Source organism: Gordonia sihwensis, assembly GCF_029632925.1.
Classification (GTDB): domain Bacteria; phylum Actinomycetota; class Actinomycetes; order Mycobacteriales; family Mycobacteriaceae; genus Gordonia; species Gordonia sihwensis.
Map to the genome: position 1 here is coordinate 2,601,666 of NZ_CP121248.1, position 15,664 is coordinate 2,617,329.

10 protein-coding genes are annotated in these 15,664 nt (G+C 70.2%); 3 read left to right on the forward strand and 7 right to left on the reverse strand.

Features of this window, described 5'->3' with window-relative positions:
• Positions 1–25: 25 nt before the first annotated feature.
• Both P5P27_RS12640 and P5P27_RS12645 read left to right on the forward strand, forming a co-directional pair.
• On the forward strand, positions 26–1,066 hold the full coding sequence (locus tag P5P27_RS12640; RefSeq protein WP_278124235.1) for an ATP-binding cassette domain-containing protein: 1,041 nt from the start codon (positions 26–28) through the stop codon (positions 1,064–1,066).
• Positions 1,063–1,905 (forward strand): ABC transporter permease, encoded by an 843-nt coding sequence (locus tag P5P27_RS12645; RefSeq protein ID WP_278124236.1) that lies wholly within the window; start codon positions 1,063–1,065, stop codon positions 1,903–1,905. The genes P5P27_RS12640 and P5P27_RS12645 overlap by 4 nt, the downstream gene beginning before the upstream one ends.
• Before the next feature lie 16 nt (positions 1,906–1,921).
• Here the strand turns inward: P5P27_RS12645 and P5P27_RS12650 are convergent, their stop codons facing one another.
• From P5P27_RS12650 to P5P27_RS12670, 5 genes are read right to left on the reverse strand one after another with little or no spacing between them, the layout of a single operon-like run.
• Positions 1,922–5,110 (reverse strand): ATP-binding protein, encoded by a 3,189-nt coding sequence (locus tag P5P27_RS12650; protein ID WP_278124238.1) that lies wholly within the window; start codon positions 5,108–5,110, stop codon positions 1,922–1,924.
• 49 nt (positions 5,111–5,159) lie between these two features.
• Positions 5,160–6,188, reverse strand: coding sequence for a FecCD family ABC transporter permease (locus tag P5P27_RS12655; protein WP_006897818.1), 1,029 nt, complete (start codon positions 6,186–6,188; stop codon positions 5,160–5,162).
• Positions 6,185–7,237 (reverse strand): iron chelate uptake ABC transporter family permease subunit, encoded by a 1,053-nt coding sequence (locus tag P5P27_RS12660; protein ID WP_278124240.1) that lies wholly within the window; start codon positions 7,235–7,237, stop codon positions 6,185–6,187. Before P5P27_RS12660 ends, P5P27_RS12655 begins: the two co-directional genes overlap by 4 nt.
• A complete protein-coding gene (locus tag P5P27_RS12665) occupies positions 7,234–9,027 on the reverse strand; it encodes a siderophore-interacting protein (protein WP_278124242.1) in 1,794 nt (597 codons plus the stop codon). The genes P5P27_RS12660 and P5P27_RS12665 overlap by 4 nt, the downstream gene beginning before the upstream one ends.
• Positions 9,027–10,031, reverse strand: coding sequence for an ABC transporter substrate-binding protein (locus P5P27_RS12670; RefSeq protein ID WP_006897821.1), 1,005 nt, complete (start codon positions 10,029–10,031; stop codon positions 9,027–9,029). The genes P5P27_RS12665 and P5P27_RS12670 overlap by 1 nt, the downstream gene beginning before the upstream one ends.
• 163 nt (positions 10,032–10,194) lie before the next feature.
• Here P5P27_RS12670 and P5P27_RS12675 point away from each other — a divergent pair, with 163 nt between their 5' ends.
• Positions 10,195–10,944 carry a helix-turn-helix domain-containing protein gene (locus P5P27_RS12675; protein WP_222111582.1) on the forward strand — a complete coding sequence of 250 codons (750 nt, stop codon included), beginning with the start codon at positions 10,195–10,197 and terminating at the stop codon, positions 10,942–10,944.
• Here the strand turns inward: P5P27_RS12675 and P5P27_RS12680 are convergent.
• Together P5P27_RS12680 and P5P27_RS12685 are read right to left on the reverse strand one after the other, a co-directional pair.
• A complete protein-coding gene (locus P5P27_RS12680; RefSeq protein WP_278124246.1) occupies positions 10,934–13,972 on the reverse strand; it encodes a hypothetical protein in 3,039 nt (1,012 codons plus the stop codon). The two genes, P5P27_RS12675 and P5P27_RS12680, sit on opposite strands and share 11 nt — an antisense overlap.
• 225 nt (positions 13,973–14,197) lie before the next feature.
• Positions 14,198–15,568 (reverse strand): FAD-binding oxidoreductase, encoded by a 1,371-nt coding sequence (locus P5P27_RS12685; protein ID WP_278124248.1) that lies wholly within the window; start codon positions 15,566–15,568, stop codon positions 14,198–14,200.
• Between the last annotated feature and the right edge of the window lie 96 nt (positions 15,569–15,664).

A 15,664-nucleotide genomic window follows, 5' to 3' on the forward strand; every position in this document is an offset into this window, starting at 1 on the left:
AGCGCACGGGCGCATGGTTTCCGGCATGAACACATACTCCTCAACGCTCCCCCGGTCGAGCGCTTCAACCGGGCGTGACTCCGATCTCGCCATCGACGCCCGAGGTCTGGTCAAGCACTTCGGGTCGACGAAAGCCGTCAACGGCGTCGACCTCGCGGTGCCCGCAGGCACGGTCTATGGGGTCCTCGGTCCCAACGGTGCGGGCAAGACCACCACCGTCAGCATGCTGGCGACCCTCCTGAAGCCCGACGCCGGATACGGCCGGATCTTCGGCTACGACGTGGTCGAGGACCCGGTCGCGGTGCGATCGCTGATCGGCGTCACCGGTCAATACGCGTCGGTCGACGAAGACCTGACCGCAGCGCAGAACCTCACGCTGTTCGCCCGGCTTCTCGGCAAGTCGAAGGCTCAGGCGCGCAGCCGTGCCGAGGAACTGCTCGCCGACTTCTCACTGGAGGAGGCCGCGAACCGTCCGCTGAGCGACTTCTCCGGCGGCATGCGCCGGCGTCTGGACCTCGCGGCGTCCCTGATCGACACTCCACCGCTGCTGTTCCTGGACGAGCCGACCACCGGACTGGATCCGCGCACGCGCGCGCAGATGTGGGAGACCATCCGCAAGCTCGTCGCACAGGGTTCCACGGTCCTGCTCACCACGCAGTACCTCGACGAGGCCGATCAGCTCGCCGATCGGATCGCCGTCATCGACCGCGGTCTGGTGATCGCCGACGGAACCGCGGACGAACTCAAGCAGTCCATCGGCTCGAGCACCCTGATGCTCACGCCGGCCGATCGTGACGACGCCGCGCACGTGGCCCGACTCGCCGAGCAGGTCCTCGGCGAGTCCGCGACCCTCAGCCCCGAGGCCGGTCGCATCACCGTGGCACTGCACCATCCCGACCGCGTGCCCGACGTCCTGCTCGCCCTGCGCGACGAGCAGATCGAGATCGACGAGATCACCGTCTCCAAGCCCACCCTCGACGAGGTCTTTCTCACGATCACCGGGCACTCCGAATCCGATGAGTCCGACCCGCGCACCGAAACCGACGCCGAGGAGGCACTCCGATGACCACCACCACCCTGACCCCTCCCTCTCCCCGGACCGCGATCAGCATCGAACAGGTCCGGACGCAGGCGAAGCGCTCCATCGGCTTCGGCGAGACCGTGAGCCAGTCGTTCTCCCTGGCCCGCCGCAGCATCATCAAGATGCTCCGCAATCCGGAGCAGTTCTTCGACGTGGTGCTGCAACCGATCATCTTCACGTTGATGTTCACCTACATCTTCGGCGGCGCGATCAGCGGCGACACCAAGAGCTACCTCCCGGTCATCATTCCGGGAATCCTGGTGCAGACTGTGATCGTGACGTCGATCGTCACCGGCACGCAGCTCCGCGAAGACATGAACAAGGGCGTCTTCGACCGCTTCCGATCGCTGCCGATCGCGCGGATCAGTCCCCTCGCCGGCGCACTGCTCGCCGACGTCGTCCGGTATCTCATCGCCACCGTCATCACGTTCGCGGTAGGCATCGCGATGGGCTGGCGACCCGACGCCCTGGGCGTCCTCGGCTCCACCCTGCTGGTTCTGGTGTGCAGCTTCGCGGTGTCGTGGATCTTCGCCTTGATGGGCTGCCTCGTGAAGAAGGCGTCGGCCGTGCAGGGCGTGTCGATGCTGATCATGTTCCCGCTGACCTTCATGTCGAACGCGTTCGTGCCGGTGGAGACCATGCCGGGCTGGCTGCAGGGATTCGTCAACGTCAATCCAGTGAGCCACCTGGTGACGGCGGTCCGCGAGATGTGCAACGACGGGCACGTCGGTTCGCATGTGCTGTGGAGCCTGATCGGTGCCGCGGTCATCACCGCGGTGTTCGCCCCGCTGGCCGTGCGGGCATACATCCGCAACGCGCGCTGAGCCGATCGAACAGCCGTCAGTCGCGGCCCTCGCCGAGGATCTTCACGGTCTCGGCGAGGGCCGCTTGGCGTCCCAGACCGCCGAATCGCGCCCGGGCACGATCCCACACCTCGTCGGCGGCGCCCGACACCTCGCGCCGGCGTTCCATCAACTCCTGCATCGCGGGATAGTCGCGTCGCGCGTGCAGCCGCTCGGCGAGCACCAGCAGTGCCACCCCGCGTTCGTCGCCGGGCCGCAGTGCGCACAGCAGTGCGCCGCTCACCAGCGCCACGTTTCCTGTCTGCGGAAGGTCGTACCATCCGAGTTCGGCGATGGTGGCGCCGAGCGAGTCCGCGAGGGGCGCGACGTAGCGTTCTGCGGCCTCGCAGGCTCCGATCTCTATCAATCCCGCGGCCACCGCGCTGAGCGTCATCACCGCACCGGGATCGCGGGTGGCCAGCGGGTGCCCCGCGAGTAGCACATCACCCGCCTCCTCATATGCCGACCGCGATCGGTCGCCCGTCATCCGCCGGTACTCGGCAGTCGCGAGCATCATCACCGCGACGGCCTCGGGGTCGCCCTGCGGCGTCGGGGCGCCCGGCTCCCAGCCGTGCGCGATGGCGTCGAGTTGCCCGCGCGCCCGATCGAACTCCCCGAGCTGCAGTAACGCCGCGACGACGTACGCGCCCACCTGCTGGGCGTCGTCCTGGGCTCCGAGTTCGCGGAAGCGTCTGAGACTGCCTTCGTACAGGCGCAGACCCTCGCGCCACAGACCCTGCTGGCTGTAGAGACTCGCAGTGCTCATGTCCACCATCGCCGCGGCGAACGAGTCCGGCCGAGCGGGGAACTCCGTGAGCTGAGCGCTGATCCGCAGCGCACCGACCAGGTCTCCGCCGTTCTCCTTCATATTGAGCAGCAGGGTCAGGGCGATGGCGCGCACCACCGCCGCGTGGCCGGGAGCAGAGCCGCGCACGATCGTCCGGTACACCTCGATCATGGTGCGGCTCATCAGCAGCGCCGAGAGGAACTCCGCGGGATCGTCGAATGTGTGCTCCGGGCGATGCAGCCGACGCAGCCGAGTGCGGACTCGGGCCGTCGACCGCTGACGCCGGCGCGGAATGAAGTGCAGGGCCGCGGCGATCAGCGTCACCTGCCACGCTTCGCGCTCGGCGTCGTCGAGATCGGACGGCGGCACGGGCAACGCGTCGACGATCCGCTCACCCCACGACTGCACCTCCTGATGCAGCCCGCGGCTCGACCAGAATGCGCTCAGCACCGGGAACACCGTGACGATCGTCGGCCACGCGGGCGCGCCGAGTTCCACGGCCCGCCGCAGCACCCAGACGAGATTGTCGGCCTCGCGGTCCACTTCGGCCGCCAGGTCGCGATCGGCCTCGACGTCGTATCGGGCGCGGATGTCGCGGCAGAGCTCGCGGGCCCACCGCTGCATCGCGTCGACCACCTCGCCCGTCGCTCCCGTCTCGGTGAGTCGCTGCTCGCCGAACTCACGGACCATCTCGAGCATCCGGAACCGGGCACGACCGCCGGCGTCGTCCACCTGCAGAAGTGACTGGTCGGCGAGCGAGGCCAATGCGTCGTCGAGCGCGATGCCGCTGGTCCCGGTGACCACTGCCGCGGCCTCGCGTGAGAATCCGCCGGGGAACAGGCACAGCCGCGCCAGAGCCGCACGGGCGCCCGGGTCCAGCAGTTCCCAGCTCCAGTCGATGACGGCATACAGCGTGCGGTGGCGGTCGGGTGCCGTCCGGTCGGTGGAGCGGAGCAGCTCGAACCGTTCAGCGATGCGCTCGGCGATGTCCTCCACGCTCATGGTCCGCACACGCGCCGCGGCGAGCTCGATCGCGAGCGGCAGCCCGTCGAGATGTTCGCAGAGGGCCGCGACGGTCGACGGTTCGAGCTCCACGTCGGGGCGTACCGCACGAGCGCGCAGGGCGAACAGTTCGGCGGCCGGAGAACGATCGCCGGCGACGCCGAGCACGGGGAGCTGATACACCTGCTCGGCCGGAATCAGCAGCGGAGACCGGCTCGTGGTGAGCACACGCACACCCGGCTCCGCGGCGACCAGCGAGTCGACCAGTGCCGCGCACGCGTCGATCACCTGCTCACAGTTGTCCAGGATCAGGACCGACTCACCACCGCGCAGCGCGTCGGTCAACCGGTCCGACAAGCTGCCGGACACGACGCGCGGCCGGGCATTGCTGCCGAGCTCCGACTCACCGACGCCGAGGGTCGCGGCCACCGCCGCGACCACGTCGTCACCGTTGCGGACGGCGGCGAGCGGGACGAAGTACACGGCGGTCCCGCGCTCGCTCAGGCGACGGCCGACCGCATTGGCGATCCTCGTCTTCCCGACGCCGCCCGGCCCCTGCACGGTCACCACCCTCCGATCGGACAGCAGGCTCTCCAGCGCGGCGAGGTCGTCGGCCCGCCCGATCAGCACGTTGCCGTCCTCGCGCAGTCCCACCCGCGCGCCGGTCGGCCTGCGCCGCGGCACGGCCACGGTCGGCGGCTGCGCGGCCAGCAGGTCCGCGTTCAGTGCCGTCGCCTCCGGTCCGGGGTCGACGCCCAGTTCTTCGGCCAGGGTGCGCCGGAGCCGGGCGAACACCGCGAGCGCCTCGTTCCGGCGTCCGCGGCCGGCCAGCGCACGCATCAGCAGCAGATAGCCGGGTTCGTCGAGCCGATCGGCGTTCACCCGTTCTCTGGCGAGTTCTTCGGCGACGGCGTAGTCACCGGTCGCGAGTGCGGCCTCCGCCGCCGCCTCGTCGATCCGCCGGCGCACCCCGTCGGCCAGGTCGGCGAGTTCGCGCGCGAGGTCGCCCCCGCCGAGGTCGTCGCCGGGCGTGCCGCGCCAGAGAGCGAGCGCGGCATCCGGCCGACCGGCCGCGGCCAGTCGCCGGGCCCGCTCCAGATCGGTGACCACGCCGGTGAGCCGGTACCGGCTTCCGGTGCCGTCCAGACTCGCGCCGCCGAGCAGCCCGCGCAGGCGGGAGACCTGCGTGTGCAGAGCCGGACCCGGCGATTTGGGCGGCTGATCGCCCCACACCTCGTCGATCAGGCGGGCGGCCGGCACCGCTCGGCCCTCGGCCAGCGTCAGGGCCACGAGCAACCGCCGGGCACGTTGGCCGGGCACCTCACGGCCGTCGATCGTCACCGGTCCGAGCACACCGATCACGGTCGGCGCGCTCCCGGCGCGGTCGTCGTCAGGCACTCGGTCAGCGTACCGACAAGACCTCGACACGATCAGCGCAGTCACCGTCTCAGCGCGCCGACTCGCGCAGCAGCAGCCAGATGAGGTACAAGCCGCCGACGGTGACGGTGACCACGCCGACCGGCGGACGCGCGCCGGCGAGCAGATACTGCGCGATCAGATCGGATGCCGCGAGCACCACGGCGCCGACCAGCGCCGATCCGGTCAGACTGAGCGACGGTGCGCGGCACAGCCGGCGCGCGATCTGCGGAGCGGCGAGTGCGATGAAGGCGATCGGCCCGGCGACCGCAGTGACGATCGCGGTGCTGAACACCCCGACCAGAACCATCAGGAGCTTGGTGCGTTCGACATCCACTCCCTGCGCGGCGGCCACGTCGTCACCCAGTTCCAGTTCCCGCATGCGGTGCGCGATCACCGGCAGAACCGGAAGCATGAGCGCGACCGCGCACAGTGTCGCGACGAGCGGAGTCCACGTGATCCCGCCCAGACTTCCCGCACCCCAGATCGCCGCCTGCAGCGCCTCGTCGAGGTCGGCGCGCACGCTGAACCAGTGATTGACCGAGGTGAGCACCGCACTGACGGCGATGCCGACCACGATCAACCGGAATCCGGCCATTCCCTGCCTGTACGCGAGGACGAAGACTGTCAGTGCGGCCAGTGTGCATCCGACGACCGCCCCGGCCGCGGTGGCCGCATATCCGGAGCCGCCGGCCATCAACACCACGATCACTCCGGTGTAGGCACCTGAGTTGATGCCGATCACATCCGGACTGCCGAGCGCGTTGCGGGTGATGGCCTGGAACATCGCGCCGCTGATCCCCAGACAGGCGCCGAAGAGAACCGACGCCAGAGCTCTCGGCGCCCGCCAGGAGAACACGAGTTCCTGCTTCCTCGACCCCTCGCCGCGCATGAGCGCGAGCAGGTCGTCGAAGCCGAGGCCGCTGCGCCCGAGAACCAGGGCGCCGACCAGCAGGGCCCCGATGAGGATCAGAAGTGCCGAGTTGACCACGACGGCGCGCCGGGTCACGCGCAGACCGATCGGCCCGGCGAGCACCTCCACCGTCCGGTGCGCGCTCATAGACGTCGCGTCCGTCGGACGAGCCAGATCAGAACCGGTGCGCCGAACAGGGGCGTGACGATCCCGACCTCCAGTTCTTCAGGCCGCACCACCACTCGGCCGAACAGGTCCGCCGCCAGCACGAGCACCGGCCCCGCCAGCGCAGAGAATGCGATCACCCACCGTTGGTCGGCACCGACCAGCATCCGGACCGCATGCGGCACCATGAGTCCGACGAACGCGATCGGTCCGGCCGCCGCCGTGGCCGCGCCGCACAGGAGGACCAGCGAGACCACCGCCGCGGCCCGCGTGAGCCCGAGCCGGGCGCCGACCGACCGCGCCACGTCATCGCCGAGAGCCAGCACGTTCAGCGAACGTGACGCAGCGAGGGCAAGGACGAGCCCGGCGACGATGAACGGCGCGACGAACTCCACCGTGCCCGGCGGCCGGTCGGTGATACTGCCGACACCCCAGAACCGCATGCGCTCGAAGCGGCTGGGATTCACCAGCGAGAGGCTCAGACTCAGTCCGTTGAGGACCGCGGTCAACGCGACCCCGACGAGCGTCAGCCGCAGTGGCGTGGCTCCGCCGGGACCGCGCGCGGCGATCGCGGCCACCAGAACCGCCGCCACCACGGCGCCGACCATGCCGAGCCACACGAACTCGGAGATGGTCGTCAATCCGAGGTACGCCACGCCGACGGCGACCGCGAGGCCCGCGCCGGCGTTGACGCCGAGAATCCCGGGATCGGCGAGCGGGTTACGGCCGACTGCCTGCATCAATGCGCCCGCCACTCCCAGCGCCGCTCCGACGAGCAGTCCGAGCAGTGTGCGCGGCAGGCGCACGTCCATGACGGTGATGTGGTCGATGGACTGATCGCGGTCGGTCAGCGCTGCCCACACGGTCGAGAGCGGCAGTGCCGCTGAACCGACGGCGAGACTGAGACCGCAGATGAAGACCAGCACGGCGGCCACTGCGATCAGCGCCGCCATGCGTCCGCCGATCCGGTGCTCCGCGGGTTGCCGCCGGCCCTGATCCGGCCGCACGGCCGTCTCGGTGCCGCTGTTCACTCCGCGGGCTCACACACGAGCGCCGAGACTCCCCACCCCAGCGCGGCCTCGTCGACGACCCGCCAGCCCGCATCGCGCGCGAGGCGACCGAGTTGCTCGCGGTCGCGCGGTGCTCGTCCGACGAGGGCCAGCGAGAGAACTGCGTCCTCGGCGACGCGCGGACTCAGCGCGTCCGGAGAAGTGGATTCGACGATCACCAGCCTGCGCACCGCGGGCCGCGGAGCCGCTAGCAGCGCCACCGCCTCCTCGTCCTCGCAGTGCGCCAGCGCGCACGCCGCAATCGCCGTCTGAGCCCTCGGCCAGTCGTCGGTGAACAGGATGTCCCCGGCACCCGCGGCCTCCTCGAGGACGGCGCGTGGCGCGCCCTGAGCGACGACGGTGGGCACCGCACCGGGTCCGATCGCGCCCGCCGTCCGCAATCCCTGCGCGAGGGTGACGGCGCCGGGCCCGAAGAAGACCGGCGATCCGGTCCACAGCGCGGACAGCGCCGCAAGCGCAGGGATCAGGAACTGCAGGCGCTCGGCGTCCTCGATGAGTTCGGCGTACACAGCCGCGTCCGACGCGGCGAACCGAGCGAAACTCGTGCCGGTGCGGCGGCGCCACGCCGGCTCAGCCGCCGGCAGACACTCAGCCAGCTCGGTCAGCGCCAGGATCTGCTCGGCGCGTACGCCGTCGAACTGCTCGCGCGCATGATCGTCGGTGAGGAGAACGTCGCCTCTCTCCCCGACTGTCAGCGCCGTCCCGTCGGCGCTCAGCACCCGGCACGCGATGAGCAGGTCGACGAGCGGGGCGAGCCGCTCATCCGGAATGCCGAGACGTCGCGCGAGCCCTGCGCGACCGATGCGACCGGCGTCCACCGCCTCGATGAGTCCCAGTCGCAGGGCCGCTCGGACCGCGAACCAGGTCACCGGCGATTCCACAACCGCCGGTCCGGCGGTCGGCGCGCCGTCGTCCGCGGCGGCCTGCTCCGGGACGAGCTCGCGCAGATGCCAGTATCCGGTGATGTCGACGTCCCGTTTGGGCACCGCGAGCTCTCGCTTGACGTACTTGCGGATCGGCAGCAGGCTGCGGCTCTCCCCGGCACCCCAGATGTAGGGGGCACCGTCGAGCGGCACGATCCCCGCGACGGCATCGGCCAGAGCGGCGCCATCGCCCGGTTCAGCGCACACCCAGGTGATCTCGTCGTCCGGGCCGACGGGAAGGACCTGCTGTGCGACGGGGTCGGCGACGGCGAGGACGGCTCGGACCGGCCCCGGCACCGGTCGTTCCGTGAGGAATCGGCGTACTGCGGGCAAACCGGTCTCGTCTGCGACCATCAGCGTCCATGTCGCATTCGGCGGCACCACCGTGGACGACTTGGGCCCCACGATCCACAGGTCGTCACCGGGTCGCGCGGCGGCCGCCCAGGCCTCGGCGGGCCCCACCGCCGATCGGTCCCCCGAATCGCTGTGAACGACGAAATCGAATGCGATGGTGCCCGCGTCCGCGTCCACCTCGACCGGCGTGTAGTCGCGCGACTCGCGCACCGGCGACGCCGTCCACTCGATACCGTGCGCGCGCTGCACCGGCAGCGCGTCGGCGATGTCGCCGCCCGGTGCGAAGATCAGCTTCACATGGTCGTCGAACCCGGGGCTGGCGAAGGCCGGAAAGAGGACACCGTCACGCTCGAAGGCCCCCAGTTCCTCGCCGCCGAGCCGCACGCGCCGCAGCCGCGGGTTGACGAGCTCGTTGGACTCCACGACCAGCCGTCGCAGGATGATCGGCAGCGGTGTGAGCCGCGACTGAGTCATCAGTGCTCCTGTCCCGGACCCGCTCCGCCGAACATGCCCTCGACGATGTCGAGCATCGCCATCGCCTCGTGGTAGTCGCTGCGTTGCACCCAGTACGGAAGGTCGTGTGCCTGCTTCTTCTGGAAGGCCGGCAGTGCCGCGTAGATCGGCTGCTTGGCGAGTTCGGCGACGGAGGTGACGTCGGCGTTGAAGCCCAGGACGAACACCGTGTCCTGATTGATCCACTGGCCCACCTGTTCGGTCGAGAGCGCGAAGCTGTCGCCGCCCGGGGTGTACGGCTGGAACCGGCCCGTCGCGAACAGCGGTGCGGGACGGAAGCCGAGCTTCGCGAACTCGGCGGGCAGCCCGCGCGTCTCGATGGGCACGTACACGTCTCCCGCCGCGGTGAGCGACAGGAAGGTGATCTCACCCTCGGGGACGGTGATCTCGTCGCGGACTTCGGCGACTCGCTTGTCGTAGGCCGCCGAGGCCTCGGCGAACTTCTCCGGCCGGTTGAAGACGTCGTCGGCGAGGAACTCGTATTGGTCGCGCCACTCGGTCAGATCCCCGCTCACCACGACGGTCGGCGCGATCTTGCTGAGTTCCGGGTACGCCGCGGTGGCGTGCTTGAGCGGAAATCCGAGACCACCTGCGACGATGAGATCGGGTTCGGCCTCCAGGATCGACTCCATGTCGAATCCGTCGTTGCTCCAGGGGAGGAAGGTCGTGCCCGCCTTCTGCGCCTTCTCGGCCCACGCGGCGTTGAACTCGTGCTTGCCGTCGGTCACCTCGGGGGTCGTCGCAACCACCGGGACGTCCATATCGAAGAGATAGCCGGCCAGGGCGTAGTTGAGCAGCACCACCCGCTTCGGTGCCACCGGGACGTCCACCTCGCCCTGGGACGTCTTGACCGCACGAGTCTGTCCAGACGCATCGCCCCCGGACGTCGAACAGCCCCCGAGCGCCAGGGTCAGCACGGCGACCACGGCCAGCATCGTCGCAGGCAGTGCACGAGATCTGAGCATCACTTCCACCATCTCGGTTCGGCGCGCGGGAGACGGCCCAGCGCGCACATCTTATTAGGCAAGACTAAGCTAATGGACCGAACGACCGGATTCGGTCCGGACGTGACACGATCTGCCGACCAACCTGACATGCCGGTCGCCGACACGATGAGAGGTGTGAACGATGGCCGAACGCGTACCGAGCCGCCTCGCGACCCTGGTCCCCGACGCCGCTCCGAAGTTCCTGGGGCACGGAACGCACAGCCACCACCTCCCGCACCTCATCTACGTCGCGGCCGGTTCGGCGACACTCGACGTCGCCGGTGAGCAGGTATTGCTCGGGGACCAGGAGGCCGTGTGGCTGGCGGCCGACCTTCCGCATTCGGCGCGCTACTCCCCCGGCAGTCTGGTCCTGGGCCCGCTGCTGTCGCCGACGACCACCCCACCCGAGCCGGTGCATCGGCTCGGCTCGGTGCCCGCTCTCACCGCCGTGATGACCGGTGTGCTCGGGGCAGCGCCCTCGACCGCAGAACAGGTCGCGGTGTTCCGCGAGGCGATCGAGGAGGTCCTGGCCGGATTGAGCGGCCCGTACTTCGCCCTGCCGATGCCGCGACATCCGGTGGCGGCCGCGATCGCGGTGGAGGCACCGCTGTCGGCACGGCCGCTCGACGAACTCGCCGACCGGCACGGAACGAGCGTCCGGCACGTCCAACGCCTGTTCGTGTCAGAGACCGGGATCCCGTTCCGGCAGTGGCGAGTCCGCGCCCGGCTCAACGTGGCGATCGACCGCCTGCGCGCGGGCTCCTCCGTCCGCCGCGCAGCGCTCGCGGCCGGCTACGAGACCGCGTCGGGCCTGCAGAAGGCGCTGCGGCGTGAGGCCGGCGTGGACGCCGAATCGATTCGATCCGTTCGCCGCACACGACTCACTTCTTAGCGCGCACCCGGTCGAGCGCGTCCGAACGCACCGCCACCGCATTCGCGATCAGCAGGTCGGCGGCCACCATAGCCGGACAGTAGTCGGCCAGCGTGGCCCACATCGCGCGACCCTCGTCGGTCAGCACCGGCTGCTTGAGCCGGCCGTACGCCTGCAGGCGCCCGATGGCCGCGAACGCCAGCGATTGCATCGAGAGCAGCATCCAGGGATTGCTGATCGTGTCGACGCCGTCGAGCGCCTCGTTGCGCGCGGCGATCAGGTCGTACAGTTCGGGCGAGGCGCGGCGTACATCGCGCAGCGTCTTGTTCACGTACCGCGGCGCCTCCAGGCTGACCGGATCGGTCATCCACTCGGCGCGGCGATGGAAGGCCTCGATGGTCGCCGCGGTCCGCATGTCGAGATCGACCAGTGGGCCGGGAACGATGCGGAAACGTTCGAACAGCGACTCGACCTGCGCCCGTGCCATCGCGTCGACGGCCAGCACGTTCCGGTCGAAGACACCGGTCCGCGGGTCCTCCATGCGGCCGGTCGCGATCACCCGGAGCAGATCGTCGCCGCCGCGTGTGGCCAGGTAGGACTGCAACTCGTCGCGCTGCGGACTGGCCGGGTCGACGATGGCCGAGGTCGCGAGGAGGCAGCTGACGTACGGGTTCGGGTGGGCGCCGTCGTACGGCTCGGGTGCGGTGAACACGCGCTCGGCCAGTCCCGACCGGATCAGCAGCGCCGGGATGCGCGAGGGCGCCACCGGGCTGTCGCCGAGGGCGATGAGCGAGGCGGTGGGGTCCGCGGTCAACAACTCATCGGCCGGAGCCCCGACCGCCTCGATCGGTGCCGCGTCGGGGGCGGGTGCCTCCACCTCCGCGGCCCGGACGGTGTCCAGACGCAGCCATTCGGCGGTGAGGGCGTCGGCGCCGGCTGCGGAGTCCGCCACCGGCGCCTGAGAGGTGGACGCCGAGCGCGCCACGCGGGCCACCTCCGCCTCCTCGGAATCGCCGTGCTCATCCTCGATCAACGCGACGAGGCTGCCCCGCAGAAGCCGTTCGGCGGCGTCGACGACCGACCTCGCCGCGAGGGTGAACTCAGTGCCCGCGCGGGAGTCGGCCGCCCATTCGCGGACGATGTCGCCGTCCCCGTCCAGCAGCGCGAACGACACGTCCACGGCGCCGGGCACCCGGACGGTGAGACGACCGGCACCGGCGTCGTCGACGCCGATCGTCGGCAGTGAGGTCTGCCAGGCCGATGGGTGGCCCGGATGCTCGAAGCGGATCTCGGCGTGCGGCGGACGGATCAGCAGCGGCAGATCGTCGTCGCCCGCATGGACGGTCGCGACGCGTTCGGTGTCACCGGGACCGAACGCCAGTTCGCCCTCGTCGATCTTGAGTCCGGTCTCGGCGACGAGTTCGCTCACCGATTCCGCGAGTCCGTCGGCCTGCGGCAGTCGGACGACGGGATCGTGGGTCACCTCGAGCCCTTCGGCGAGCACCACCGTCAGTCGCCGATCGAGTCCGTACGAATCGCCGGCGGCGATCTCGAACCGTCCCACCAGGGGTTCCTCGAGACCGTCGAACGGGTCGGCCGAGGTCACGTAATCGGCAGCGGCCCACGGATAGTCGATCAGCCAGTCCAGGTCGCCCGCTCGCCGCACGCGCACCCGCCACTCCTTGGTGTCGTCTCCGTCGTGCGCGGGCAGATCCACCAGCGGGCGTTCGCCGTAGACGGGATCGCCGTCGGCCGTGGTGACGCCCGCGATCGGCTCCGGGAGCGCGTAGGCCGGCGACTCCACCGGCAGGATCCGGCGCGAGCGCCCGGCTCTTCCATCGCGTTTCAGGGTCAGTTCGGTGTGCCCGGCAAGGTCGACGGTCCGCAGTTCCCAGCCCTCCCACGGGGCGGGCACGGTATCGGTCACGGCGATCTTCCTCCGTGTGTCCGAGACCAGGTCGGCGTCGCGCGGCACCAGGACGAGTACCTCTCCCGCCGGCAGCGACTCGAACCGCGAGATGCGACGGCCGTCGCCGGCGAACACGATGATCGGGTCGGCGGGATCGAACAGAGGTACCGAGCGTCGCACGCCGGTGTCGAGCCGGATCAGGACGCTCTCGCGCACCGCGACGCCGATCGGAAGTGCGATCGCCTCACCGGCCGGAACCGCGAGTTCCTCCGGGGCGTCGCCGGTCCACACCCGCCACACCGCGGCGTCGTCCCGCGCGGGAACCACGATCCGCACCTCGCCGTCGATCGCGTCGAAGCGGAGGTCGGGCGCGCGATGGCGGCACAGGTCGCGCGCGGCGGCATCGTCGTTCAGGAACGGAGTGCGCCGCACTCGGTCGAGCACCGATTCGAGCATCGCCCGCGGGAGATCCGCGGTGCCCGGAGTGATCGCGTCCGGCGTCCAGGTGTCCGGATGCACGACCGTCGCGAGCAGAAGTTCGCACAGGCGATTGAGAAGACCGACGGCCACCTCGGGGGCATGCTGCAGCAGTACGCGATAGTCGGCGGGCAGGGCGCGGCGCCGGTGCTCGAAGCCCTGCTCGGTGAGGCGTTCGAGAACGGCGACGCCGGTGGGCTCGTGCCCGGCTGCCACATGATCCTCGATCACCCCCACGAGCGCGTCCACCGTCGGCACGGTCGGACCCGCGTGGAGCTTCAGCAGCGGCACCACCGAGCTCTCGCGCAGCGACGGCACGTCGCGGAGCCCGCATTCGCGCAGCAGGTCGCCGATCAGCTGTCCGACCACCGTCTCGAACGCCGGATCCCGGTCGCGGCCGATGGCGTCCCAGAAGTCCGGCCAGTAGTCGTCCTTCGGGTCGGTCCGCAGCGCCGCGTGACCCACCAGCCCGGCGAGGGTCAGAGCGGGGAACCGCATCAGCAGGGCGATGTACGCCCCCGGCGGGATCTCCCCCATCAGGGCACCGATCTGGCCGCGGGCGCATCGATACTGTCGCGCGTCGAGGTCCGCGTCCAGCACCAGCCCGTCGGCGGTGAAAGCGTTCCGCAGCTCGGCTTCGAATCCGGTCGCACGATCAGTCACCGAAGTGGTCATTCGAGCGTTCTCACCACACCTTTTCGCAACGTCTACCGACCCCGGGGCAGGGCCGCACCAATGGGTGGCGATCAATTGGGGAGGCCACCGAGACAGACGGACATTACCCGGTGCCGAGAGCTTTCCCCGAACCCGCTTCGAGGTCTGTGTCCATGTTCACGCGGGCTTGACGAACGCCTCCCGGACACGCTCACCGTAAGTCGACTGATGGCGCTACGAGAGCATCACGCCGGGGTTCAAGAGCCCCTTCGGATCGACGGCCGACTTGATCATCTCCATCAGGTCCATGACGTCGTCGCCCACCTGGTCGCGAAGCCATCCCTTCTTGAGCCGGCCCACACCGTGTTCGCCGGTGATGGTGCCGCCGAGCGGGATGGCGAGGTCCATGATCTGGCCGAAGGCGCGGTTGGCGCGGGCGGTCTCCTCGGCGTCGGCGGGGTCGTGAACGATCAGCGGATGGGTGTTCCCGTCACCCGCGTGGGCGATCACCGAGATCAGCACGTCGTTCTCGGCTGCGATGGCGCCGACGCCGTCGATCAGATCCGGCAGGGCGGGCAGCGGCACGCCGACGTCCTCGAGCAGCAGCGCGCCGATCCGCTCCACCGCGGGGATCGCCGCACGCCGCGCGGCCGTGAACGCCTCCGACTCGACCGGATCCGACGTGGCGAAGACCTCGGCGGCCCCGCAGGCGCCGAAGGCCTCCTCGATCAGCGCCACCTCCGCCGCACCGGCGGGTCCCGGCGCGTCCGACTGCGCCACCAGCAGGGCGCCCGCCTCGCGATCGAGGCCCATCTTCAGCATGTCTTCGACGGCGTTGATCGAGACGCCGTCCATGAACTCGAGCATCGCCGGCCGGATCTGGGACGTCACCGCCAGCACCGCCTCGACGGCCGCCCGGACCGACCCGAACGAGCCCACGACGGTGCAGGCCGGAGCCTGTGGCGGCAGCAGTCGCAGTGTCACCTCGGTGACGATGCCGAGCAGGCCCTCGCTGCCGACGAACAGCTTGGTCAGTGGCAGGCCCGCGGAGTCCTTCAACTGCTTGCCGCCGAGCCGGAGCGCCCGGCCGTCGGCCAGGACCACTTCCAGGCCCAGCACATAATCGGTGGTGACCCCGTACTTCACGCAGCACAGCCCACCGGCGTTGGTCGCGACGTTGCCGCCGATGCTGCAGATCTCGAACGACGACGGGTCCGGCGGATACCAGAGCCCCTTCTCGGCCGCGGCCGCCTTCACCTCGGCATTCAGCATTCCCGGTTGGGTGACGGCGGTGCGGGTCGCGGTGTCGACGGTGAGCTGCCGCATCTTCTCGGTCGAGATCGTCAACGCGCCGTCGACCGCGGTCGATCCTCCCGACAGGCTCGTCCCAGCGCCCCGGGTGATGATCGGCACGTCGTGGGCCGCCGCCCATCTGACCGCCGTCTGCACGTGCTCGGTCGTCATCGGCCGCACCAGCGCTGCCGGTGTCCCCGCGTCCGGGTCGTTGGCGCGGTCGTATCGATAGGCGCTCAGCACGTCGGGGTCGGTGATCACCATCCCGCGGGGCAGCGACTCGATCAACGACGTCAGGTCCGGTGCAGTCATGGGTCCACGATAGGCAGCACCGGAGTGTGCGGACCGGTGAACGAACCCTTGACCGGGCCTCGGGCACCACATAGCGTTCGGCAGAGAGAGTTTTTC

What these genes read in the sequence shown, in the direction of transcription:
- P5P27_RS12640 (WP_278124235.1), top strand. Translation starts at nt 26, where the DNA reads ATGAACACATACTCCTCAACGCTCCCCCGGTCGAGCGCTTCAACCGGG.
- P5P27_RS12645 (WP_278124236.1), top strand. Translation starts at nt 1,063, where the DNA reads ATGACCACCACCACCCTGACCCCTCCCTCTCCCCGGACCGCGATCAGC.
- P5P27_RS12655 (WP_006897818.1), bottom strand. Translation starts at nt 6,188, where the DNA reads ATGAGCGCGCACCGGACGGTGGAGGTGCTCGCCGGGCCGATCGGTCTG.
- P5P27_RS12665 (WP_278124242.1), bottom strand. Translation starts at nt 9,027, where the DNA reads ATGACTCAGTCGCGGCTCACACCGCTGCCGATCATCCTGCGACGGCTG.
- P5P27_RS12670 (WP_006897821.1), bottom strand. Translation starts at nt 10,031, where the DNA reads ATGCTCAGATCTCGTGCACTGCCTGCGACGATGCTGGCCGTGGTCGCC.
- P5P27_RS12675 (WP_222111582.1), top strand. Translation starts at nt 10,195, where the DNA reads ATGGCCGAACGCGTACCGAGCCGCCTCGCGACCCTGGTCCCCGACGCC.
- P5P27_RS12685 (WP_278124248.1), bottom strand. Translation starts at nt 15,568, where the DNA reads ATGACTGCACCGGACCTGACGTCGTTGATCGAGTCGCTGCCCCGCGGG.